This is a genomic window from Herbiconiux daphne, assembly GCF_024979295.1.
Lineage (GTDB): Bacteria > Actinomycetota > Actinomycetes > Actinomycetales > Microbacteriaceae > Herbiconiux > Herbiconiux daphnes.
Window position 1 is genome coordinate 433,019 of record NZ_JANLCJ010000003.1, and the last position, 23,722, is coordinate 456,740.

At 68.4% G+C, this 23,722-nt stretch carries 19 protein-coding genes and 2 riboswitches; of the genes, 3 read left to right on the forward strand and 16 right to left on the reverse strand.

Annotated features, from left to right (window positions below):
• Positions 1 to 45: 45 nt before the first annotated feature.
• The 4 genes from N1032_RS10750 to N1032_RS10765 all read right to left on the reverse strand — a co-directional run bounded on the left by N1032_RS10750 (position 46) and on the right by N1032_RS10765 (position 5,410).
• Positions 46 to 1,818: a dipeptide ABC transporter ATP-binding protein gene (locus N1032_RS10750; RefSeq protein ID WP_259539058.1), complete on the reverse strand. Its 1,773-nt coding sequence runs from the start codon at positions 1,816 to 1,818 to the stop codon at positions 46 to 48.
• Positions 1,815 to 2,771: an ABC transporter permease gene (locus N1032_RS10755; protein WP_259539059.1), complete on the reverse strand. Its 957-nt coding sequence runs from the start codon at positions 2,769 to 2,771 to the stop codon at positions 1,815 to 1,817. The genes N1032_RS10750 and N1032_RS10755 overlap by 4 nt, the downstream gene beginning before the upstream one ends.
• Positions 2,761 to 3,690: an ABC transporter permease gene (locus N1032_RS10760; protein ID WP_259539060.1), complete on the reverse strand. Its 930-nt coding sequence runs from the start codon at positions 3,688 to 3,690 to the stop codon at positions 2,761 to 2,763. The genes N1032_RS10755 and N1032_RS10760 overlap by 11 nt, the downstream gene beginning before the upstream one ends.
• 106 nt (positions 3,691 to 3,796) lie before the next feature.
• Entirely contained in the window at positions 3,797 to 5,410 is a 1,614-nt protein-coding gene (locus tag N1032_RS10765; protein WP_259539061.1) for a peptide ABC transporter substrate-binding protein, read from the reverse strand.
• A gap of 200 nt (positions 5,411 to 5,610) precedes the next feature.
• Between N1032_RS10765 and N1032_RS10770 the strand changes: the two genes are divergently transcribed.
• Positions 5,611 to 6,384, forward strand: coding sequence for a CPBP family intramembrane glutamic endopeptidase (locus N1032_RS10770; protein ID WP_259539062.1), 774 nt, complete (start codon positions 5,611 to 5,613; stop codon positions 6,382 to 6,384).
• A gap of 36 nt (positions 6,385 to 6,420) precedes the next feature.
• Here the strand turns inward: N1032_RS10770 and N1032_RS10775 are convergent, their stop codons facing one another.
• From N1032_RS10775 to N1032_RS10805, 7 genes are all read right to left on the reverse strand, one after another.
• Positions 6,421 to 7,194, reverse strand: coding sequence for a pentapeptide repeat-containing protein (locus N1032_RS10775; RefSeq protein WP_259539063.1), 774 nt, complete (start codon positions 7,192 to 7,194; stop codon positions 6,421 to 6,423).
• A gap of 167 nt (positions 7,195 to 7,361) precedes the next feature.
• Entirely contained in the window at positions 7,362 to 10,214 is a 2,853-nt protein-coding gene (gene gcvP, locus N1032_RS10780; protein WP_407933031.1) for an aminomethyl-transferring glycine dehydrogenase, read from the reverse strand.
• A gap of 190 nt (positions 10,215 to 10,404) precedes the next feature.
• Complete coding sequence (gene gcvH / locus N1032_RS10785; RefSeq protein ID WP_259539065.1) at positions 10,405 to 10,776, reverse strand: glycine cleavage system protein GcvH; 372 nt, start codon at positions 10,774 to 10,776, stop codon at positions 10,405 to 10,407.
• 1 nt (position 10,777) lies between these two features.
• On the reverse strand, positions 10,778 to 12,007 hold the full coding sequence (locus N1032_RS10790; RefSeq protein ID WP_259539066.1) for a glycine cleavage system aminomethyltransferase GcvT: 1,230 nt from the start codon (positions 12,005 to 12,007) through the stop codon (positions 10,778 to 10,780).
• 67 nt (positions 12,008 to 12,074) lie between these two features.
• Positions 12,075 to 12,186, reverse strand: a riboswitch (glycine riboswitch).
• Position 12,187: 1 nt separating this feature from the next.
• Positions 12,188 to 12,286, reverse strand: a riboswitch (glycine riboswitch).
• A gap of 58 nt (positions 12,287 to 12,344) precedes the next feature.
• Positions 12,345 to 13,082, reverse strand: coding sequence for a copper resistance CopC family protein (locus tag N1032_RS10795; protein WP_259539067.1), 738 nt, complete (start codon positions 13,080 to 13,082; stop codon positions 12,345 to 12,347).
• A gap of 31 nt (positions 13,083 to 13,113) precedes the next feature.
• Positions 13,114 to 14,208 carry a fatty acid desaturase family protein gene (locus N1032_RS10800; RefSeq protein WP_259539186.1) on the reverse strand — a complete coding sequence of 365 codons (1,095 nt, stop codon included), beginning with the start codon at positions 14,206 to 14,208 and terminating at the stop codon, positions 13,114 to 13,116.
• Positions 14,209 to 14,407: 199 nt separating this feature from the next.
• Positions 14,408 to 14,617 (reverse strand): cold-shock protein, encoded by a 210-nt coding sequence (locus N1032_RS10805; RefSeq protein WP_259539068.1) that lies wholly within the window; start codon positions 14,615 to 14,617, stop codon positions 14,408 to 14,410.
• A 252-nt stretch (positions 14,618 to 14,869) separates the two neighbouring features.
• On the opposite strand from N1032_RS10805, the gene lgt reads away from it, so the two are divergent.
• Positions 14,870 to 15,892, forward strand: a complete 1,023-nt coding sequence (gene lgt, locus N1032_RS10810; RefSeq protein WP_407933032.1) for a prolipoprotein diacylglyceryl transferase — start codon at positions 14,870 to 14,872, stop codon at positions 15,890 to 15,892.
• 12 nt (positions 15,893 to 15,904) lie between these two features.
• Here lgt and N1032_RS10815 read toward each other — a convergent pair whose 3' ends face one another.
• From N1032_RS10815 to N1032_RS10835, 5 genes are all read right to left on the reverse strand, one after another.
• Positions 15,905 to 16,684 carry a hypothetical protein gene (locus N1032_RS10815; RefSeq protein ID WP_259539069.1) on the reverse strand — a complete coding sequence of 260 codons (780 nt, stop codon included), beginning with the start codon at positions 16,682 to 16,684 and terminating at the stop codon, positions 15,905 to 15,907.
• A gap of 108 nt (positions 16,685 to 16,792) precedes the next feature.
• Positions 16,793 to 18,181, reverse strand: a complete 1,389-nt coding sequence (locus N1032_RS10820; RefSeq protein WP_259539070.1) for an FAD-binding oxidoreductase — start codon at positions 18,179 to 18,181, stop codon at positions 16,793 to 16,795.
• Positions 18,182 to 18,358: 177 nt separating this feature from the next.
• Positions 18,359 to 19,432 carry a redox-regulated ATPase YchF gene (gene ychF / locus N1032_RS10825; RefSeq protein WP_259539071.1) on the reverse strand — a complete coding sequence of 358 codons (1,074 nt, stop codon included), beginning with the start codon at positions 19,430 to 19,432 and terminating at the stop codon, positions 18,359 to 18,361.
• Positions 19,433 to 19,447: 15 nt separating this feature from the next.
• Complete coding sequence (locus N1032_RS10830) at positions 19,448 to 20,377, reverse strand: aldo/keto reductase (protein WP_259539072.1); 930 nt, start codon at positions 20,375 to 20,377, stop codon at positions 19,448 to 19,450.
• A 21-nt stretch (positions 20,378 to 20,398) separates the two neighbouring features.
• Positions 20,399 to 21,898, reverse strand: a complete 1,500-nt coding sequence (locus N1032_RS10835; protein ID WP_259539073.1) for a CoA-acylating methylmalonate-semialdehyde dehydrogenase — start codon at positions 21,896 to 21,898, stop codon at positions 20,399 to 20,401.
• Positions 21,899 to 21,996: 98 nt separating this feature from the next.
• Here N1032_RS10835 and rmuC point away from each other — a divergent pair, with 98 nt between their 5' ends.
• Positions 21,997 to 23,715 (forward strand): DNA recombination protein RmuC, encoded by a 1,719-nt coding sequence (gene rmuC, locus N1032_RS10840; protein ID WP_259539074.1) that lies wholly within the window; start codon positions 21,997 to 21,999, stop codon positions 23,713 to 23,715.
• Positions 23,716 to 23,722 lie beyond the last annotated feature (7 nt).

Consider the following 23,722-nt stretch of genomic DNA (forward strand, 5'->3'; position numbering starts at 1 on the left):
TCGGGCTCTAAATAGCGGGGTCGGTGGGCGACGTGGCCCGATCCGCTAAACGCCCAGGGTGATTCCAGCTCCCGGGATGGCGTTCAGCAACTCCTTAGTATATTGCTCCTGAGGGTTGTCGAAGACGTCATCGGTGGTCGCGGCCTCCACGATCTTGCCGTTCTGCATGACGCAGACGTTGTCGGCGATCACCCGCACGACCGCGAGGTCGTGGGTGATGAACAGATAGGTGAGCTCGAGTTCGGCCTGCAGATCGGCGAGAAGCTTGAGGATCTGGGCCTGCACGAGCACGTCGAGCGCCGAGACCGCCTCGTCGAGCACGACGATGTCGGGCTTCAGCGCGAGAGCCCGGGCGATCGCCACGCGCTGACGCTGTCCACCTGAGAGTTCGTTGGGATACCGCGTGATGAGCGCCTGCGGCAGCGCGACCTGGTCGAGCAGCTCGAGCACCCGGGCCTTGCGCGACGCGCGGTCGCCCACCTTGTGGGTGCTGAGCGGCTCGGCGATGGTGTTGCCGATGTTGCGCAGCGGGTCGAGCGAACCGTAGGGGTCTTGGAACACCGGCTGCATGCGCCGGCGCAGGTCGAGCAACGGCTTGCCCTTGAGGGGCGCGACATCCTGGCCGTCGATCATGATCGAACCGCTGGTGGGGTCTTCCAGGCGCAGGATCATCTTCGCCACGGTCGATTTGCCCGAGCCCGACTCCCCCACGAGCGCCGTGGTGGTGCCCTTCTCGACCGAGAAGTTCACGTTGTCGGCGGCAGTGAGGCTGCCGGCGGCGCCCTTGCCCTGACCGCGGATCTTGTAGACCTTGGTGAGGTCTTTCACCACGATGGCGTCGGGGCGCTTCACCTTGGGCTGGTGCTCGATGCGCTCCTCGGCGGCGGCGATGAGGTCGAGGCCCTCGGTCACCTTGGTGGGTGCGTAGTCGAGGTCGCTGAGGTGATGCGTCGGCGACGCCAGGGTGGCCGACTGGATGCGGCGTGACGCGAGGCTCGGCGCGGCGGCGACGAGGCGCTGCGTGTAGGGGTGCACCGGGTTCTGCAGGATCTCCTTCGAAGGCCCGGCCTCGACGATCTTGCCCTTGTACATCACGACGAGCTGCTCGGCACGCTCGGCGGCGAGGCCGAGGTCGTGCGTGATGAACAGCACGGCGGTGCCGATGTCGAGGTGGTCGAGGATGCGCCGCTGCACCGTGACGTCGAGCGCCGAGGTGGGCTCGTCGGCGATCAGCAGCTTCGGGCGGGCCGAGAGGCCGATGCCGATCAGCACGCGCTGACGCATACCGCCCGAGAACTGGTGCGGGAACTGCTTCAGGCGCTTGTCGGCATCGGCGAGACCGGCCTCTTTCAGCACCTGGATGGCGTGGGCGCGCACCTCTTTGCGGCCGGTGGCGACACCGTTCGCACGGATGGTCTCCTCGACCTGGAAGCCGATCGACCACACCGGGTTGAGGTTCGACATCGGGTCTTGGGGCACGAAGCCGATCTGGCTGCCGCGCACCTCCTCCATCTGCTTCTCCGAGAAGGAGCTGAGCTCCTGGCCGTCGAACACGATGCTTCCGCCGGTGATGCGGCCGGGGCCGGGCAGCAGGTTGATGATCGCGTGTGCGGTCGTCGACTTGCCCGAGCCGGACTCCCCCACGATGGCGAGCGTCTGGCCCGGCATCAGGGTGAGGTCGACGCCGCGCACGGCGGGAACGATGCCACCCGTGGTCTGGAATCCGACCTGGAGGTCTTTGATCTCGAGCAGCGGCTTCTGTGCACCGGATGCCGCGGTCGAGGCGGTCTGCGGGCTGGTGGTGTTGCGGTCGCTCATCGCTGAGCCCTCGCCTTCGGGTCGAGAGCGTCTCTGACGACCTCACCGAGCATGATGAAGCTGAGCACGGTGATCGAGAGCGCGATGGACGGGTAGATGAGCGTTTGCGGCGCGGTGCGCAGATCGGTCTGCGCGGCGCTGATGTCGTTGCCCCACGACATGGTCGAGTTGGGCAGGCCGACGCCGAGGAACGACAGGGTCGCCTCGGCCACGATCGCGGCACCGAGCGAGATCGTGGTGACCACGATCACGGGAGCGATCGAGTTGGGCAGCACGTGACGGATCAGGATGCGGAACCGCGACACCCCGAGCGCCTGCGAGGCCATCACGTAGTCGGAGTTCTTCACCCTCAAGATCTCGGCTCTCAGCACACGAGCCGTCGCCGGCCACGCGAAGATGCCGATGGCGAGCGCGATGACGAAGACGTTCCGGTAGGCCGAGAACACCGACATGATGACGACGGCCGCCAGGATGTAGGGGATCGAGAAGAAGATGTCGCCCGCGCGGGACAGCACCGAGTCGAGCCAGCCGCCGTAGTAGCCGGCGAACATGCCGAACACGATGCCGAGCACGCTGGTGAGGATGGTGACGATGATGCCGACCGTCAGCGACGTCGACGTTCCGTGGATGATGCGCGAGAACACGTCGCAGCCCTGCTTGGTGAAACCGAGGATGTGCTCGGCCGTGGGCGCGCCGTTGCTGTTCGACAGCTGGCAGTCGTCGTTCGGCGGCACCTGGGTGAACAGGCCCGGGAACAGGGCCACGAGCACGACCAGCAGGATGATCGCCGACGAGATCCAGAACATGGGGCGGCGGCGCATGTCGCGCCACGCGTCGATCCAGAGGTTGCTGGGGCGTTCGCCGACCTTGACGGCGTCGACCGCGACGAGCGGGGTCTCCTCGAGAGGAGCGACGTAGTGTGCGGGGGTCGGAGGGGTCTGATTACTTGACATAGCGGATCCTCGGGTCGAGAAGGCCGTAGAGGAGGTCGACGACGAGGTTGACCACCAGATAGATGAGCACCATGACGGTCACGAACGAGACCACGGTGGGGCCCTCGCCTCGGATGATCGCCTGGTAGAGCGTGCGGCCGACGCCGGGCACGTTGAAGATTCCCTCGGTGACGGTCGCGCCGACCAGCAGCACGCCGAAGTCGGTGGCCGCGTAGGTCACGACGGGGATGAGCGAATTGCGCAGGATGTGCACCGGGATGATGCGCCGCCGGGTGAGGCCCTTGCCGTAGGCGGTGCGCACGAAGTCGAGCGACTGCGTCTCGATCACCGACGAGCGGGTGAGGCGCACGATCTGCGCGAACGTGATGCTCGCCAACACGAACGCCGGCAGGATCAGGTCTTGGATCGGGGCACCGGAGGACACCGTCGTCCTCGCCCAGCCCAGTTGGATTCCGAAGATGAACTGCCCCACGAAGGCGATCACGAAGATCGGCAGCGAGATGAAGATGAGGCTGACCACGAGCGCCGACGCGTCGAAGAGCTTGCCCTTGCGCAGGCCCGAGACGAGACCGATCAGAACGCCGCCGACGAACTCGATGAACAGCGCCATGATGGCGAGCCGGATCGTGACCGGGAAGGTGCGGGCGAGGATCGCGGAGACCGGTTCACCCGAGAACGAGGTGCCGAAGTCGCCGCGCAGGATGCCGCCGAGGTAGAGGAAGTACTGCACGATGAACGGCTGGTCGAGGTGGTACTCGGCGCGGAGCCGCTCGAGCAATGCCGGGTTCGGGGTCTTGTCGCCGAAGAGGGCGAGCAGCGGGTCTCCGGGCATTGCGAAGACCATGAAGTAGATGAGGAAGGTCGTACCGAGCAGAACGGGAACCGCCTGCAGGATGCGCCTGAAGATATATCCGGCCAAAGGTCAGACCGTACCAATCGAGCTAATGGGCATTGTGTGCCACCTGGACTAGAGAACATGATACGGGGGCGACAGCCGGTAGCTGCCGCCCCCGTAGATCCGAGAACTAGCTCTTGGTGACCGCGTAGTACAGCGGAACCGAGTTCCAGCCGAAGTCCACGTCGCTCACGGACTCGCTGTAACCGCCGGTGACGTTGGAGTACCACAGCGGGATCGCCGGGAGGTCCTTCAGAAGGATTTCCTGAGCATCCTGGAACGCCTTGTTGGCGGTCTCGGGGTCTGCATCGGCCGAACCCTGGTTGAGCAGGGCGTCGAACTCGGGGTTCGAGTAGTCACCGTCGTTCGACGACGCGTTGGTCGCGTAGAGCGGGCCGAGGAAGTTGAACAGACCGGGGTAGTCGGCCTGCCATCCGGTGCGGAACGCCGTCTGGATGGTGCGGTCGGTGATCGCCGTGCGCTGCTCGGCGAACGTCGGGTACGGAGCACCCGAGGCGTCGATTCCCAGCGTGTTCTTGATGCTGTTCGCCACAGCGTCGACCCAGCCCTGGTGGCCGCCGTCGGCGTTGTAGGCGATCTGGAAGGTGCCTTCCCACGGCGAGATGGCGTCGGCCGCAGCCCACTTGGCCTTCGCGTCGTCGGCGTCGTACTTCAGCACGTCGGCGCCGGCCAGGGAGTCGCTCCAGCCGTCGATCACCGGTGAGGTGAAGTCGGAGGCGGGGGTGCGGGTGCCCTGGAAGATGACGTCGGTGATCTCGTCGCGGTTGATCGCCTCGGAGAGGGCTGCGCGACGGAGCGCGCCTTCCTCACCCGAGAAGTGCGCGAGGCGCTCCGGGATGGTGAACGACTGGAACACAGCGGAGGGCTGGTTCACGGCACGGTCGCCGAGGTCGGACTCGTAGGTGCCGAACGCGCTGTCCGGAACCGCGTCGAGCACGTCGAGGTTGCCGCCGAGGAGGTCGGCGTACGCGGCATCCTGGCTGGCGTAGAACACGAAGGTCACGCCGCCGTTGGCCGCCTTGCGGCCGCCGTCGTAGTCCTCGTTCACGACGAGGTCGATCTTCTCGTTGTGCTGCCAGGCGCTGTCGCTGGCCAGCTTGTAGGGGCCGTTGCCGATCGGGTTCTGACCGAAGGCGTCCATGTCGTCGAAGGCCGACTTGGGCAGCGGGTAGAACGCCGAGTAGCCCAGGCGCAGGGGGAAGTCCGCGCGGGGCTCGTTGAGGGTGACGGTGAACGTGGTGTCGTCGACCACGCTCAGACCGGTCAGGGGGCTGTCCTCGTCGTAGCTGAAGCCCTGGATGTCTTCGAAGAAGTAGCTGTTCAGCTGCTCGTTCGACAGGAGGGCGCCGTACTGCCACGCGTCGACGAAGCTGTTCGCGTCAACGGGGTCGCCGTTGGTGAAGGTCAGGTCGGGCTTGATCTTGATGGTGAAGGTCTGCGAGTCATCGGTGTCGATGCTCTCGGCGACGTCGAGCTGCGGCGCACCCGTTGCGTCGTAGTACTCGAGACCCGCGAAGATCGAGTCGATGATGCGGCCGCCACCGGTCTCGTTGGTGTTGGTGGGGATGAGCGGGTTCTGGGGCTCAGAGCCGTTCGCGGTGATGACCGCTGATGAACTTCCCGTGGCGCTGGTGTCGGAGCCGCTGCTGGCGCAGCCCGACAGTGCGAGCGCACTCGCGGCGACCAGCGCGAGCGCGCCGATGCCATACCGTCTGATTTTCAATTTTCCTCCTGTGCAAAATGCGGGCAAGGCGAAACCCCCTTGTGGAGGGCGCGACCTAAGGAAGTACCCTAAGTGGGGGCCAGGTGTAGAGCAAAACGGCGGAGAAAAAAGTTACATACACGAAACTATCTCGGCAGATTTATTGTGGCATTGCTCCACTATTTGTGGATAACAAGCGCTAGACGCAAGAAAGCGGAGTCATGTCTCGAGCCACCACGTGGGGCGGAGTGCGCCGTCGGCGGCTGTGGACCGAGATTGCGATCGTGCTCGGCGTCTCGCTCGGCGCATCCGCGGTCTACTCCATCGTCAACATCATCTCGCGGCTCACGATCGACACCCCGCTGGCCGACCAGTCGGCCACCATCAACGGGTCCCTGAGCGACCGGGAATGGCTCGATCTCACCTATCAACTGCTCGCGATCTTCTTCGATCTCGTGCCGGTGGCGCTGGTGCTCTACCTGCTCGCCATCTCGGGCGGCAACCCGTTCCGCCGCATCGGGTTCGACGTGCAGAAGCCGGCGAGCGACCTGGGGCGCGGCCTGCTGCTGGTGCTCGCCATCGGCGTGCCCGGCATCGCCTTCTACTTCGTGGGCCGGGCGCTCGGCTTCACGGTCGACGTGGTACCGGCGCCGCTCGACACCTACTGGTGGACGACGCCCATCCTCATCCTGGCCGCCCTGCGCGCCGCCCTGCAGGAGGAGGTGATCGTCATCGGCTACCTGTTCACGCGATTGCGGCAGCTCGGCTGGCACAAGTGGCAGATCATCCTCTCGGCCGCGGTGCTGCGGGGCAGCTACCACCTCTACCAGGGGGTGGGACCGTTCTTCGGCAACGTGGTGCTGGGCGTCGTGTTCGGCTGGTGCTACTGGCGGTGGGGGCGGGTGATGCCGCTCGTGGTGGCGCACTGGATCATCGACATCGCGTCGTTCGTCGGCTACGCGTGGGCGGTGTCCACTTTCCCGAGCCTGTTCTGAGCTGGTTTGTGCGCCGCCGCCGCTGCGCTGGCAGGGTCAGGCGCGGGAGCGGCGGCTGGAGACGACGAAGGCGATGATGCCCAGGGCTACCAGGAGGCCGCCGCCGATGAAGCCGCCGATCATGAGCCAGTTGGGGGTGGAGGAGTCGGATGTCGCCGCTGCGGCATCGGTCGGTGCCGAGGTGACGGGTTCGGGGGTGAACAGCGGGGTCGCCGTGGGGGTCGCGGTGGTCGAGGCCGTGACGTTGACCGTCATGACGGCCGACGCGGTGCCGTTGAACGAGGTCGCGAGCTCGCACAGGATGTTCGAGGTGCCGATCGGGAACGCCTGCCCCGACTCCACCGGTGCGCCCACGATCGAGCAGCCGTTGAGGGTCAGGCCCGCCGGAACGCTGGGCGCGATCTGCACCGGCGCGGTGCCGGAGGCGTCGGCGACGAGGTCGACGGTCGCGGGCAGGATGCTCGACCCGCTGAAGTCGGCGCCCACGATGCGGGTGCCGCTGAAGTCGGCGCCGTCGAGGTTCGCTCCCGAGAACACGGCGCCCTGCACGTCGCCGCCGGCGAAGTTCGCGCCGATGAGGTTGGCGCCCCGGAAGTCGCCTTCGCCGAAACGGGTTCCGCTCAGGTCGACGCCGCTGCACTGGGCACCGCCGGGGCCGTTGTCAGGCATCCGGTAGACGACGCAGTCGCCCTCGGCGAAGACGGGGTCGGCGGCAGCGGCCGGCGAGGCGATCACGGCCACGAGCCCGGCGCCCACGATCACCCCCACCACGAGCGATCGGATGCGATGGGCGAAGCGATCAGCGGGCATGGCGAGAACCCTACCAAACCCCCTCTCCCGTCGAGTTGCGCCGAAGTGCCCAGTCCCCGAACGGGGACGGGCACTTCGGCGCAACTCGCGGGAGGTGCTGAGTTGCGCCAAAGTGCCCACGTCCCCGCAGGGGACGGACACTTTGGCGCAACTCGGCGGAGGGGGGGTTACTCGAAGGCCTCGGGGGGCGGGCAGGCGCAGACGAGGTTGCGGTCGCCGTAGGCCTGGTCGATGCGGCGCACCGGAGGCCAGTACTTGCCCCGCACAAGGGAGCGCACCGGGTAGACCGCGGTCTCGCGGTCGTAGGCGTGCGCCCACTCGCCCTCGATGACCGCCTGCGCCGTGTGAGGTGCGTTGCGCAGCGGGTTGTCGTCGGCGGGCCACTCCCCCGCGGCCACGGCGTCGATTTCGCGCTTGATCTCGATCATCGCCTCGATGAACCGGTCGATCTCGCCGATGTCCTCGCTCTCGGTCGGCTCGACCATGAGGGTGCCGGCGACCGGGAAGCTCATCGTCGGCGCGTGGAACCCGTAGTCGACCAGGCGCTTCGCGACGTCGTCGACCGGGACTCCCGACGCCTGCGTGATCGCGCGCAGGTCGAGGATGCACTCGTGCGCGACAAGCCCGTTCTCACCGGTGTAGAGCACCGGGTAGTAGGGGGCGAGTCGCGCCGCCACGTAGTTCGCGGCCAGAACGGCTGCGGCCGTGGCATCCGTCAGCCCCTTCATTCCCATCATGCGCACGTAGGCCCAGCTGATGGGCAGGATGCTCGGGCTGCCGTAAGGCGCGGCCGAGACCGGGCCGCCGCCGTGCACGACCGTCGAGCCGTCGACCAGCAGGTGCTCGTCGCCCTGGGCGAACATATGCCCGGGAAGGAATGGAGCCAGGTGCGCCTTCGCCGCCACCGGACCGACGCCGGGGCCGCCGCCGCCGTGCGGGATGCAGAACGTCTTGTGCAGGTTGAGGTGCGAGACGTCGCCGCCGAAATCGCCGAACCGCGCGAAGCCGAGCAACGCGTTGAGGTTCGCTCCGTCGACGTAGACCTGGCCACCCGCCTCGTGCACGAGCCGGCAGATCTCGGTGACCTCGTGCTCGTAGACGCCGTGGGTCGACGGGTAGGTGATCATGAGCGCGGCGAGATCGGCGGCGTGCTGCTCGATCTTGCTGCGAAGGTCGTCGAGGTCGACGTTGCCGAGGTCGTCGCAGGCGACGACGACCACCTTCATGCCGGCCAGAACAGCGGATGCCGCGTTGGTGCCGTGCGCACTCGACGGGATGAGGCACACGGTGCGCTCGGCGTCGCCGTTGGCACGGTGGAATCCGCGGATGGCGAGCAGGCCCGCGAGCTCACCTTGGCTGCCCGCGTTCGGCTGCAGCGACACCGAGTCGTAGCCGGTGACGTCGGCGAGCCAGCGCTCGAGCTGGCCGATGAGCTCGAGGTAACCGCCCACGTCGCTCTTCGGCGCGAACGGGTGGATGCCGGCGAACTCGCGCCAGGTCACCGCCTCCATCTCGCTGGCCGCGTTGAGCTTCATCGTGCACGAGCCCAGCGGAATCATGCCGCGGTCGAGCGCGTAGTCGTAGTCGGCCAGGCGCTTGAGGTAGCGCATCATGCTCGTCTCGGAGCGGTGCGTGTTGAACACGGGGTGCGTGAGGTAGTCGCTCGTGCGCACGAGGTGCTCGGGGATGCTGGGCTCGCCCTCGGCGGTGGCCGCGGCATCCGTTCGCTGCTCGGCGTCGAACACGACGGCCAGCGCGAGCAGATCGATGTCGGTCGTGGTCTCGTCGACGGCGATGCTCACCGTGTCGGCATCGACGACGTGCAGCAGGATGCCGCGTGAGTGCGCGTGCTCGGCCAGGCGCTGCGCTCGCTCGGGCACCCGCACCTGGATGGTGTCGAAGTAGTCGGCGTGCACGATCTCGTAGCCGGCGGCCGAGAGCTGCGCCGCGATCGAGCGGGCGCTGCGGTTGACCCCGGCCGCGATGGCGCGGAGGCCCTCCGGTCCGTGGTAGACCGCATACATGCCCGCCATCACGGCGAGCAGCACCTGCGCGGTGCAGATGTTCGACGTGGCCTTCTCGCGGCGGATGTGCTGCTCGCGGGCCTGCAGGCTCAGGCGGTAGGCCGGATGCCCCGCGGCGTCGACGCTCACCCCCACCAAGCGGCCGGGAAGCTGCCGCTCGAGGCCGGCGCGCACCGACATGTAACCGGCGTGCGGACCGCCGAAGCCCATCGGCACGCCGAACCGCTGCGAGTTGCCGATGGCGACGTCGGCGCCGAGCTCGCCGGGCGAGGTGATCAGCGTGAGTGCCAGCAGATCGGCGCCGACCACGGCGATGCCGCCGGCCTGGTGCACGATCTCGATCACGTCGGAGGGGTTCCAGACGCGTCCGGAGGCCCCGGGGTATTGCACGAACACGCCGAACGCGCCTTCGGAGGTGGCCCCGGCGAGAGGATGCTCGCCGTTGGCCGGGTGGTCGACCGAGTCGAGCACGAGCTCGACGATCTCGATGCCGACCGCTTCGGCCCGGGCCCGCAGCAACGACTTGGTCTGCGGCAGCGCGTCGGCGTCGACGAGGAACCTCGGCGACGTCGACTTGCTGGCGCGGCGCGCGAGCAGCATGCCCTCGACCGCCGCGGTGGACTCGTCGAGCATCGACGCGTTGGCCGTGGCGAGCCCGGTGAGATCGGAGACCATGGTCTGGAAGTTGATCAGCGCCTCGAGCCGCCCCTGCGAGATCTCGGGCTGGTAGGGCGTGTACGCGGTGTACCAGCTGGGGTTCTCGAGCACGTTGCGCTTGATCACGGCGGGCGTGATGGTGTCGTAGTAGCCGAGCCCCAGGTAGGACTTCGACACCCGGTTCGTCGACGCGAGCGCGCGCAGTTCGTCGACGGCCTCGCGCTCGGTCGCCGCCGGCGGCACGAGCGAGTCGGCGAGCGACTGGTCGAACTGGATGGCGCGGGGAACGGCGGCGCTCATCAGCTCGGTGATGCTCGCGTAGCCGACCGCCTCGAGCATGCGGGCCTGGGCGGTGGCGTCGGTTCCGATGTGGCGGCCCGAGAAGGCCGAGGTGGCCGAGAGCGACGCGGGGGCGGATGCCGGCGAGGCCGCGTGCGCGGACTGCGGGGCGTCGGTGTGCGCCGTGCCGGTCTGATCGCCGCCGGGCAGCGGGGCGGTGGTCTGTAAGGACTCGGTGGTCATCGTGTGATCAGTCCCCGATCAGTGCGTTGTAGGCATCGAGCGAGAGCAGCTCGGGCAGTTCGGTGAACTCCACCTTGAGCAGCCAGCCCTCGCCGAGCGGGTCGCTGTTGACGAGCTCGGGCGAATCCTCGACCGCGGTGTTCTTCTCCAGCACGGTTCCGTCGACCGGGGCGAAGAGCTCGCCGACCGACTTCGTGGACTCGATCTCGCCGACGACGCTGCCGCCCGCGACCTCGGTGCCGGCATCCGGAAGGTCGAGGTAGACGATGTCGCCGAGCTGGGCGGCAGCGTAGGCCGTGATGCCGATCGTGGCGACGGTTCCCTCGACGAGCACCCACTCGTGCTCGGCGGTGTAGCGCAGTTCGTTCTGTTCGGGCATGTCAGTCCTTCTTCCGGCGGTAGAACGGCAGGGGGGTCGTGGTGTAGCCGAGACGTTTGCCCCGGATGTCGACACTGAGCTCGGTGCCCGGCTCGGCGTAGCGGGGGTCGACGTAGGCCAGGGCGATCGGATGCCCGAGCGTCGGCGACAACGCCCCGCTCGTGACGACGCCGATCGGCTCGACCGAGTCGTCGGCGGCGAACACCGGGTAGTCGGCACGGGCGGCGCGCTTGCCCTCGGCGACGAGGCCGACGAGCACGGGGGCGCCCTCGGCGGGGCCCGCCTCGACTGCCGCGCGACCGACGAAGTCACCCTTCGACAGCGCCGGCACCCGGCCGAGGCCGGCTTGCACGGGGAACGTCTCGAGCGAGAGCTCGTGGCCGTAGAGCGGCATCCCGGCCTCGAGCCGCAGCGTGTCGCGGCTCGCGAGCCCGGCCGGCACGATGCCGTGCGACGCGCCCGCCTCGGCGATCGCCGCCCAGAGCGCCGGCGCGAGAGCCGGAGCCAGGTAGAGCTCGAAACCGTCTTCGCCCGTGTAGCCGGTGCGGGCCACGAGCATCCGTTCGCCCTGGAACAACGACGCGAGCGCCCGGTAATAGCGCAGACCGGCGAACCCGGAGGCGTCGACGCCGTCGGTGGCCTCGAGGATGGCGAGCGCGGCCGGCCCCTGCACGGCGATCAGCGCGGTGTCGTCGCTCACGTCGTCGAGCTCGACGCGGCCGGCGGATGTCGCGCCCGAGGCGGCTCCGGATGTCGCGCCGGCACCGTCACCGGCACCCGAACCCGCACCGAACTCGGCGAGCCGCTGCTCGAGGGCAGCCGACACCGGTCCGCGGTTCGACGCGTTGGCGACGATCACGAACTCGGACTCACCCGTGCGGTAGACGACGACGTCGTCGATGATGCCGCCCTCGACGGCGAGCAGCAGCGAGTACTTGGCCTGCCCGACCTCGATCGCCGAGAGCTTGCCCGCGAGCGAGAAGTCGAGGAAGTCGGCCGCCGCGAGCCCGGCGACCGTGAACTCGGCCATGTGCGAGAGGTCGAACAAGCCGGCGGCGGTGCGCACGGCGTGGTGCTCGGCCAGATCGCTCGAGTAGCGCACGGGCATCTGCCAGCCCGCGAAGTCGGTGAAGGTGGCGCCGGCCGCGACGTGCACGTCGTGCAAGGGCGAGTAGCGCGCACCCGGCGTGGGCGGGGAATCGGTGGGCGGGGAATCCGTCGATGAGGTCATGAGTTCTCCGGTGTCGTCGCAGGCCGTGCCTGGCGAGTGTCGGGAGCGCGCTCGCGCTCGTGAGAACTCCCCCTCTGTCATCGTGCCTGAGAGTTTCACACCACGTCAGGCCGGGCCTGTCGCGATGCTTTCACCATGGGCGAGCCGCTGTCAGTGCCGCGGACTGCTTTCCAGAGTGGCCAGTTCGACGCGGTACGAGGACCTGAGAGATTATCGGGGAGGATTGCTCCTTCGGTGCCGATCCCGGTCATCCGAGCCCGGCTCTCCCGCGTCGACCTTGCGGCCAGCGGTATTCAGTTGATGGAACCGGTGGTCCCGCCCACGAGCATACCGGTCATCACTGTTCGCCGTAGCCCCCGCTGCGGCTGCGGCGCACGGCGATCAGCACGATCGCGACGATCGCACCGAGCCCGACGACGCCGAGCAGCACGATCACCGGCACGGGCAGGCCGGCCGCCGGATTCTGCAGCTCGCCGCCGACCGCGGCGGCGGTCTCGGTGGCGGTGAAGGTCTGCTGCACCGTGGTGCCGCCCGAATCGGTGGTCTCCGTCGACGTGGCTGCCGGTGTCGGGGCGGCCGGTGCCGCCGTGGGTGTCGGGGCGCCGTCGGGCTCCCCCGCCCAGGCCTGACCGCAGACCGGAGCGTCGGTGAGACCGTCATGCGCGCCGTCGAGCGAGGCCGGCTCGTAGTCGAACTCGAACTGCCCGGATGTCGGGTGCCCGTCGTTGGAGGCCACTCGCCAAACCACGACATACGCCCCCGCGTCGCCGAGCGCGACCGGGGCGGTGAGCTGTGCGCCGTCGACGGCCACGCATCCGGATTCGTAGTGCAGGCCCTCGCTGTCGATCACCTGGGCCGCGAACCCGTCGGGGTTCTGGCCGCTGGTGTAGAGCGCCTCGGAGAAGTCGAGGGTCACGACGCCCGGGTCGGAGTCGATCGACGAGTCGGCGGCGGGATTCGACGACACGACGTCGTCGTGGGCCGAGGCGGCTCCGGTCGGAACGACGACCGCCAGCGTCGCAGCGCCCAGCACGATCAGGGCGCCGAGACCGGCTCGGGTGCGCAGCTTTCTCACGCCACTACGATAGCCGGGCCGGGCCGGTGACTCAGGCGCGTCGAACGCGGTACTGGTTGACCAGCGGGCAGTCGAACGGGTCGGGAGCCGACATGCCGACCTTGTTCATGTAGGCGATGACCGCCGCGTGAGCCGCCCGCAGCGAGGTCTGGGTGTAGGGGATCTTGTGCGTCGCGCAGTACTCCTGCACGATCGGGCGCGCCTTCATGAGGTTGGGGCGGGCCATGTTCGGAAAGAGGTGGTGCTCGATCTGCAGGTTCAGGCCGCCCATGAAGATCGACATGCCCCAGCCACCGGCGATGTTGCGCGACGAGAGCACCTGCTTGCTGAGGAAGTCGATGCGCGAGCCCGCGGGGAAGATCGTCATGCCGATGTGGTTCGGTGCGAACGAGGCGCCCATGTAGAGGCCGAACACGGCCAGCTGCACGCCGATGAAAGCGAACGCCATGCCGAGCGGCAGGAAGTAGAAGATGACGCCCACGTAGGCCACGAGTCGCACGCCGATGAACCAGAGTTCGAGGCGACGGCCCTCGACCGGCTTGCGGCTGAGGAGGGTCTTGAACGACAGATAGTGCAGGTTGAGGCCTTCGAGCAGCAGCAGCGGGTAGAGCAGGAAGCCCTGCCGGCGGGTCATCCAGGCCTGCAGGCCCTTGCGGGTCGCGGCATCCTCTTCGAGGAACGACACCGTGTCGATCTCGATGTCGGGGTCTTTGCCGATGGTGTTCGGGTTGCCGTGGTGGCGGGTGTGCTTCGACATCCACCAGGTGTAGCTCATGCCCACGAACGCGGTGGCGAGCGTGCGGCCTGCGCGGTCGTTGGCGGGGCCCGATTCGAACACCTGGCGGTGCGAGGCTTCGTGGGCGAGGAACGCGAACTGCGTGAAGATGATGCCCAGGCCGCCGGCGATCAGCAGCTGGTACCACGACTCGCCGAGCAGCACGAAGCCTGCGGCGGCGCCGCCGAGGGCGAGCACGAGCACCGAGAACATGACGATGTAGAACGTGCGGCGTTTGCGCAGCAGCCCCATGTCGCGAACAGTCGTCAGCACCTCGGAATAGGCGGCGGTCGGATGCGCGGCTCCCGCTTTACGCGGAACCGTGGCACGGGGAGACGGGTTGGTCGTGATGGTCACAAGGCCTGCTCACTGGTGTCGTTTCGACTTCCCAGCCGTGATGTCGAGCAATTGCCCTGGTAGATGTTCTCAACCTACGGTGTGAACCTGCGGATTGGCCCGGCTGAACCACCCCATCGACCGGGATCACGAAAAGAACCCCGCACGGCCCTGAGGCACGTGCGGGGTTCTTGAGGCGCTTGGCGCGTGAGGCTTACGCGCTCAGCGGTGCGATGTTCTCGGCCTGCAGGCCCTTGCGGCCCTGGGTGACGTCGAACGAGACGCGCTGGTTCTCTTCGAGGTTCTTGTAGCCGTTGCCGGTGATGCCGGAGTGGTGGGCGAACACGTCTTCTCCACCGTCATCGGGGGAGATGAAGCCGAAGCCCTTTTCGGAGTTGAACCATTTCACGGTGCCTGTAGGCATTGTTTTCTCTTTTCGAGGTAAGCGGCCCCGCCTGTCGGGGCCTACCGTCGCGGTGTACTTTGTTCCGCTCCTCAGAAAAGCAAGCTCTCGAACCGCAGAACGCGGAGCCGAAAACCCTATTCAAGATTCATGGGTAACACAACAACTCACCCCAGCTTAGTGGGGACGGGGCTGATCGGCTACCGATCATCTAGAATTCGACGTGCTCGGATTGCTCCGGGCATCGCCCGCGCCGACGCCAGAAAGGTGCCGATCATCAGCCCGCTCAGCATCCCCAGTCCCGATCCCGCCTTCCAGCAGTTCCCGGTCGGGCCGCTGACGATCCACATCTACGCTCTCTTCATCCTCGCCGGCATCATCGTGGCGATGCTATTGGTCAACCGCCGCCTGACCCGGCGCGGCGGCGAGCCCGGCGTCGTCATCGACATCGTGCTCTGGGCCGTGCCGCTCGGCATCATCGGCGCACGGTTCTACCACGTGTTCACCCACGTGGGCGACTACTTCTACCCCGGTGCGAATCTGTGGAACGTGTTCGCCATCTGGGACGGCGGCAACGCTCTCTACGGCTCGCTGATCGGCGGCGCGCTCGGCGCGTTCATCGGCTGCCGCATCACGGGCATCCGGCTGTGGTCGTTCGCCGATGCGCTCGCTCCCGCGATGCTCGTCGCCCAGGCCATCGGCCGCGTCGGCAACTACTTCAACCACGAGCTGTTCGGCCTGCCGACCACCCTCCCCTGGGGGCTCGAGATCGAGTCGACCAACGCCAAGTTCCCGGTGGGGCTGCCCGACGGCACCCTGTTCCACCCGCTCTTCCTCTATGAGATCATCTGGAACCTCGTTGGCGTCGCCCTGCTGCTGCTCGTCGAGCGCCGGTTCGCGCTGCGCTGGGGCAAGCTGTTCGCGCTCTACCTGGTCTGGTACGGCCTCGGTCGCAGCTGGCTCGAAGCCATCCGCATCGACCCGTCGAGCGACGGGTTCCTCGGCATCCCCGCCAACATCTGGGCGTCGTTCGCGGCGATCGCGCTCGGCATCGTGCTGTTCGTGGTGCAGTCGCGGCGGCATCCGGGGGTCGAGGTCTCGGTCTACCGGGCCGGCCGCGGGCCCAAGGGCAAGGCGCGCTCCGACGAGGCCGACGGGACGGACGGGACGGATTCGGCGGCGGGGCCGGATTCGGACTCGGGCTCGGGCGAAGGCCCGGGCGGCGGCGTGTGGACCGACGACGAGCTGGCGGCATCCGGAACCCCGGCCGGCGGGGCGAGCCGCTCGGGGTCGTAGGGCTCCAGCTCGTCAGTCGGCGACGGCGGCGCGCGCGCTCGTCTGGGCGAGCACGTGCTCGGGCAGGTCTTCGAGGCGGCGGCGGTCGCGAATGGTCACGAAGCCGACGCACACCACCCAGACCAGCCACGGGAAGGTCGCGAGCGCGGCCGTCGCGGCTCCGCCTGCGGCGAAGAACGAGTCGGGGCTGGTGCCGCCGAACATCGTGGGCACCGAGAGCAGGTTGAGGCCGGCGACCACGTAGGCGAGCCAGCCGGTCCAGCGCGGGAGCGCCTCCGACGCCAGGATGACGTAGCCCGAGGCCGCGGCGATCAGGGCGTTGAAGGTGCAGCCGATCGAGCCGAACAGCAGCGTGTGACCGGCGGTCAGCGCGCGCAGCGACGAGGCATCCGGCGTGAGGCCGATGGTGTCGAGCGCCGTGCCGCCCTCCATGCCGTCGCCCACCAGGGTCACGGCGATGAACAGCACGCCCGACCCGTAGGCGAGGTTGGCGACCCACTGCAGGTCGGGGCGGGTGTGCGTGATGATCTGGCGGAACCCGCCGAGGAACACCAGCAGCGCCGCCATGAGGAAGGTGTCGATGAGAATGGTGAAGAGAGTCTGATTGGCCGTGCGCGCCATGAATTCGGCGAGTGCGTCGGAGTCGTCGAGCGCCGGTCGCGCGCCGACGAGCAGCACCTGCACGAGGAACTCGGCGAGCGTCAAGACGGCGACCGTCACCGCGGCGAGTCCGGTCCAGAGCCGCACGTCGGGGTTCAGCCGGCCGTTCTTGACGACGGTGATCATGTTCATGCGGAGGACTCCCCGTTCGCTCGCCTGGGCATGTGCTGTGACTTCGCTCCCGACAGTAGCAAGGGGTGTCGCGGCTGCCGCGGCGGCGCGCGGCTCCGGCCGACCGGCTCAGTCCCCGGCCGGATAGCCCTGGAACACACCACCCGCGTCGAGCTCGCGACGCAGCCGCTCGACCCGCGCCCAATCGGCCGGCCGGAACGATCCCGCGACGCGCTCGGGATGACGACGGATGTCGGCCTCGCTCACGAAATGGCCGGTGGCGCGTGGCAGCAGCGCCTGCTGCACCTCGGCCAGCCAGCCGAGATTGGCGGCGTCGTCGGCGGCGTCGTTCCAGATCGTGTAGACGATGAGCAGGGAGCGGTCGTGCAGGCCGTAGGCCGCCTGGCCCGGGGGCAGCAGAGCCGCTCCCCCGCCGTTCGCGGGCAGACCGGCGAGCACGTAGCTCTGGCCTGAGGGCGCCGAAGCCACGAGCTCGGGCAACGGCGCCAGGGCGTCGTCGAGGTCGAGGTCGAACCAGAAGGTGTCGGTCGCGTAGCGGGCGCCATCGGGATAGGTGGCGTCGACCGGCTCGTGCAACCGCTCGAAGGGCACCGGCACGAAGGGCGCGTGAGCGATCGGGTCGGCGAGGGCCGGGCCGTCGCCGAGAGGTGCGAGGGCACGGGCGGCATCATCCTCGGTGTCGGCGAAGGCGGTGGCCGCGACGCTGATGACCAGAGGGTGCGCCGCGGTGTCCTCACTGTCGCCCGGGCGCCCGGCACCCGCGGTCACCACGGAGAGCTCGACGCTCGGCGGCAGGTGCGCCGCGGCATCCGTCAGCCAGGCGGTCACCGCGGGCAACGCGTCGAGGGCGAACAGCCAGGTCGACACCCGGATCGCGTGGGGCAGCGGCTGCAGCACGAGTTCGAACTCGGTGACGATGGCCGGCAGGCCGGGGCCGACGCCACGGGCGAGCCAGAACAGGTCGGGGTTCTCGGTGGGTGAGGCCGTGACGATCTCGCCGTCGGCGGTGACGGCCCGAAGGCGCGTGATCGAGAAGCAGGCGGGCAGCCATTGGCCCCAGTTGAGGCCGAGTCCGCCGCCCAGGAGGTAGCCGCCCACGCCCGGGTTGCCGCAGTGGCCGACGGGGAAGGCGAGGTCGTGGGCCACAAGGCGGGCAGCGAGGGCGCCGCCGCGCACGGCCGGGCCGACGGTGGCGGTGCGGGCGGCGGCGTCGATCGCCACGGAGTCGAAGGCCGACAGGTCGACGAGAATGCCGTCGGGGCGCACCGACGACGCGACCCAGCTGTGCCCGCCGGAGCGGACGGCGAGCTTCTGGCCGGTCTCGGTGGCGGCGCGCACGATCTCGACGAGGTCGGCCTCGGTCTGAGGGAACACGATCGCGTCAGGGCGGCCCGTGGGTTCGAGCGCGTTGAAGCCGCCCCCGTCGACGGCGGCCTCGAAGCCGGGATCGTTGCGGGTGAGGCCGGCGGGCCGGTCGTCGTTCTCGGTCTGGGGCACGAGCGCCAGCGTAGGGCCGCGGGGCTGCGCGCGGCACCCCCCGTTGTGGCACGGGCGGGGACGCACCCGCCACGCGCAGAAAAAGCTGCAAATCACGACGACCGACGCCCTATAGGGCCCCGGTGTCGGTAATTTGCAGCTTTTTGAGCGCCACCCGCGCGTCTGGAACGCGCCGGGTCAGTTGTTGAAGCGGAACTCGACCACGTCGCCGTCTTGCATGACGTAGTCCTTGCCCTCGATGCGGGCCTTGCCCTTGGCGCGGGCCTCGGCGATCGAGCCGGTCGCGACGAGGTCGTCGAACGAGATGATCTCGGCCTTGATGAAGCCCTTCTGGAAGTCGGTGTGGATGACACCGGCCGCCTGCGGGGCCGTCCAGCCCTTGCCGATCGTCCACGCACGCGACTCCTTCGGGCCGGCCGTGAGGTAGGTCTGCAGACCGAGCGTGTCGAAGCCGATGCGGGCGAGCTGGTCGAGCCCGCTCTCCTCCTGGCCGGTCGACGCGAGCATCTCGGCCGCGTCGTCAGCGTCGAGGTCGATGAGTTCCGACTCGAGCTTGGCGTCGAGGAAGACGGCGTGCGCCGGCGCCACGAGGTCGGCGAGCGCCTGCTTCCGCGCCGGATCGTTGAGGATGGCCTCGTCGACGTTGAACACGTAGATGAAGGGCTTCGCGGTCAGCAGCCCGAGCTCGCGGATGGGCTCGAGGTCGAGCGTCGACGACGACAGCGGCTTGCCCGTGTCGAGGTATTCGCGGGCCGCCTGCGCGGTCGAGAGCACGATCGGCTCGAGCTTCTTGCCGCGCACCTCTTTCTCGTAGCGGGCCTCGGCCTTCTCGAGCGTCTGCAGGTCGGCCAGGATCAGCTCGGTGTTGATCGTCTCCATGTCGCTCGCCGCGTCGACCTTGCCGTCGACGTGCACCACGTCGGAGTCCTCGAACCCGCGGATGACCTGCGCGATCGCATCGGCCTCGCGGATGTTGGCGAGGAACTTGTTGCCGAGCCCCTCCCCCTCGCTCGCGCCCCGCACGATGCCCGCGATGTCGACGAACGACACCGGCGCCGGCAGGATGCGCTCACTGCCGAAGATCTCGGCGAGCTTGTCGAGCCGCGGGTCGGGCAGGTTCACCACGCCCACGTTCGGCTCGATGGTGGCGAACGGGTAGTTCGCCGCCAGAACCTGGTTCTTGGTGAGGGCGTTGAACAGGGTGGACTTGCCGACATTGGGCAGTCCGACGATCGCGATAGTGAGAGCCACGGTCGTCAATCTTAGCTAGGGAAGCGTGTGACCGGCCGCCGTGAACAGGCGGTACCACTCCTCACGCGTCAGCGCGACATCCGACCCTGCCGCCGATTCGGCCACGCGGCCGGGGTTCGTGGTGCCGAGCACGACCTGCATGCGCGCCGGATGCCGCGTGATCCACGCCACCGCGATTCCCGTCGGCGTCACGCCGTACGCCGCCGCCAGCTCGTCGATCACGTCGTTCAGCTCGGCGTAGTGCTCCCGGTCGCCGAGGAAGACGCCGTCGAAGAACCCCTTCTGGAACGGCGACCACGCCTGCAGCGTCATGTCGTGCAGTCGCGAGTAGTCGAGCAGGCCGTTGTCGCGCGAGATCGACTGGTCGAGGCCGCCCATGTTCGCCGCGACACCCTGCGCGATCAGCGGTGCGTGGGTGATGCTCAGCTGCACCTGGTTCACCACCAACGGCTGACGGATGTCGCGCTTCAGCAACTCGATCTGGCCGGGCGTGTGGTTCGAGACCCCGAAGTGCCTCACCTTTCCCGCCGCCTCGAGCTCGTCGAACGCCTCGGCCACCTCGGCGGGTTCGACGAGGGTGTCGGGCCGGTGCAGCAGCAGCAAGTCGAGGTAGTCGGTGCGGAGCGCCCGCAGCGACTCGTCGACGGTGGCGAGGATGTGCTCCTTCGAGAAGTCGAAGTAACCCGACCGGATGCCGACCTTGCTCTGGATGACGACCTTCTCGCGCTCGGCCGGGGTGAACCGCACCGCGTCTCCGAACCGGGTCTCGCAGCCGTGCCGCACGTCGCCGTAGATGTCGGCGTGGTCGAACACGATGATGCCCGAGTCGATCGCGGTGCCCACGAGGGTGCGGATCTCGTCGTCGCTGAGCGGCGTGATGCGCATGAGGCCGAGGATGACGTCGGAGGCGGGCAGAGTCGTGCCCTGAATGGTGACGGTCTCCACAGGATCGGTTCCGTTCCGCGGTCAGTTCTGGGGGAAGCCGAGGTTGATGCCGCCGTGCGACGGGTCGAGCCAGCGCGAGGTGATGGCCTTCTCCTGCGTGAAGAAGCGGAACCCGGCGAGACCGTAGGCCTTCGTGTCACCGAAGATCGAGTCTTTGACGCCACCGAAGGAGTGGTAGGCCACGGGCACCGGAATCGGCACGTTGATGCCGATCATGCCCACCTCGACCTCGTTCTGGAAGCGGCGGGCGGCGCCGCCGTCGTTGGTGAAGATGGCCGTTCCGTTGCCGTAGGCGCCGTTGTTGATGAGGTCGACGCCGTCTTCGTAGGAGTGCACGCGCACGACCGAGAGCACCGGGCCGAAGATCTCGTCGAGGTAGACCTTCGACGTGGTCGGCACGTTGTCGATGAGGGTCGGGCCGAGCCAGAAGCCCTCCGCCTCTCCGTCGACCTCGATGTCGCGGCCGTCGACCACCACGGTGGCGCCATCCGTCGTCGCGACGTCGATGTAGGAGGCCACCTTGTCACGGTGCACCTCGGTCACCAGCGGGCCCATGTCGCAGCCGCGGCGGCCGTCGCCTGTCTTCAGCGTGGCCATGCGCTCCTTGATCTTCGCGACCAGCTCGTCGGCGATGGGCTCGACGGCGACCAGCACCGAGATGGCCATACAGCGCTCGCCTGCCGAGCCGAAACCGGCGTTGATGGCGGCATCCGCGGCCAGGTCGAGGTCGGCGTCGGGCAGCACCAGCATGTGGTTCTTCGCCCCGCCGAGCGCCTGCACGCGCTTGCCGTTCTTCGCCGCGGTCTCGTAGATGTAGTGCGCGATCGGCGTCGAGCCCACGAACGAGATCGACTTGACGTCGCGATGGTTCAGCAGGCCGTCGACGGCCTCCTTGTCGCCGTGCAGCACGTTGAACACGCCGTCGGGCAGACCGGCCTCCTTGAACAGCGCGGCGAGCCAGTTGGCGGCCGACGGGTCTTTCTCGCTCGGCTTGAGCACGACCGTGTTGCCGGCCGCGATGGCGATCGGGAAGAACCACATCGGCACCATCGCCGGAAAGTTGAACGGCGAGATGATGCCGACCACGCCGAGCGGCTGCTTCGTCGAGTACACGTCGACGCCGGTCGACACGTTCTCGGAGTACTCGCCCTTCAGCAGGTGCGGGAACCCGGTGGCGAGTTCGACGACCTCGAGCCCACGGGTGATCTCGCCTGCGGCATCCGACAGCACCTTGCCGTGCTCGGAGGTGAGGATCTCGGCCAGCTCGCCCTTGCGCGCGTTGAGCAGCTCGCGGAACGCGAAGATGACCTGCTGGCGCTTGGTGATCGACGTGTCGCGCCAGGCCGGGAACGCGGCCTTCGCGGCGGCGACCGCCGCATCGATCTCGGCGGCGTTGCCGAGGGCGACGTTCTTGGTCTGGACCCCGAGGGCCGGATCGTAGACGGGCGCCGTGCGACCGCTGGTCGAGACGAGCTCGGCTCCGCCGACCCAATGGTTAACAACTGGAAGTGCGTCTGACATGATTCCTGTTTCTCTGGCCGATCCTTGTTTCTGGCAAGCCTAGAGGCTTGTCGCCGTGGCGTGAACGCAGTGTCGGAGGCCGATGCCACACTGTCAGCATGGATGCAGTGCTCCCCCTTCTCATCGGCCTCGTGGTGGGCGTCGCGCTCGGCGTGACCGGCGGTTTCCTCCTGGCGCGCAGCCGGCGAACGGATGCCGCGGCGGCGGCCGACCCCGGGCTCGAGTCGGCCCTCGCCGAACGCACCGCCGACCTCGCGGTCGTGCGGGGCCGCGTCGAGCAGCTCGTCGACGAGCGCTCGGGGCTCCAGGCACGGCTCGCCGCCCTCGATGCCACGACCGAGGCGCTGCGCGACCAGGCCGAGGCGACGGCGTCGTCGCATCGCGAGCAGATGCTGCTCGCCCGCGAGCAGGCCGAGGCGGCCGCGGCCGCGCACCGCGAGCAGGGCGCCACGCTGCGCGAGCAGTTCGAGGAGCGCATCGGGTCGACCCGCGACGAAGCCCGCGAGCGACTGGCGCAGCAAGACGAGCAGTACCGCGCGCAGATCGCCGCACAAGAAGAGCGCATCAACGACCTGCAGCGCCAGCTCAAGGCCGTGGCCGACGCCGAGAAGGCACGCAAAGACGAAGACAGCAAGGTGCTCGTGGCGCTCAGCCCGGTGCAGGAGAGCCTGAAGGAGATGCAGGCCAAGGTCGTCGAGCTCGAGACCCAGCGGCAGCAGCAGCACGGCGAGCTCAGCCAGCAGCTGAAGTCGGCGACGGAGTCCGAGGAGCGCCTGCGGTCGACCGCCGAGACGCTGGCGTCGGCGCTGCGGTCGAACAGCACCCGAGGAGTGTGGGGCGAGACGCAGCTGCGCAGCGTGGTCGAGGCGGCCGGGCTCATCGAGCACGTCGACTTCGACGTGCAGACCTCGATCTCGAGCGACACCGGTGCGGGGCGACCCGACATGGTGGTGCACCTGCCCGGCGGCAAGAACATCGCCGTCGACGCGAAGGTGCCGTTCGCCGCCTATCTCGAGGCCTCGGCCATCCCGGCGTCCGCCACCGGGGCCGAGGGCGAGCACCGCGCGCAGCTGATGAAGAAGCACGTCACCGCCCTGAAGGCCCACATCACGGCGCTGGGCGCGAAGGGCTACTGGAACGGGCTCGAGTCGTCGCCCGAGCTCGTGATCGCCTTCATCCCGAGCGAATCGCTAGTGTCGGGCGCCATGGAGGCCGACCCGACGATCATGGACTTCGCGTTCAGCCGCAAGGTGGCATTGGCGTCGCCGGTGACGCTGTGGTCCATCCTCAAGAGCGTCGCCCTCAGCTGGCAGCAGGAGGTGCTCACCGAAGACGCACGCAAGCTGTTCGACCTGAGCAAAGAGCTCTACACCCGGCTCGGCACCACGGCTCAGCACATCGACAAGCTCGGCAACACCATCGAGCGGTCGGTGAAGGACTACAACGCCTTCATCGGCTCGCTCGAACGCAAGGTCTACCCGACCGCTCGCAAGCTCGCGTCGCTCAACAGCGAGAACCTCTTTCCCGAGCGCCACGCGATCGAAGAGGCCCCGCGCGAGATCACGAGCCGCGAGCTGCTGGCGTCGCTCGAGGAGGGCGAGGCGGTGGTCGTCGAACTCGCCGCCGCCGACGTGGCCTCCGGTGCCGCCGGCGAACAGGCCGACGACGACGCCGAGGCCGAGAAGGCGGTCGCCGAGCTCGACGCCCTGGGCAGCTCGTCAGCCCGTCGTGACGCCGACTACCTCGAACACGAGGGCGCCCGCATCATCACCCTCGAATTCGACCTCGACGACAAATCCGGCACCAACCCCACCTAGCCGCGCG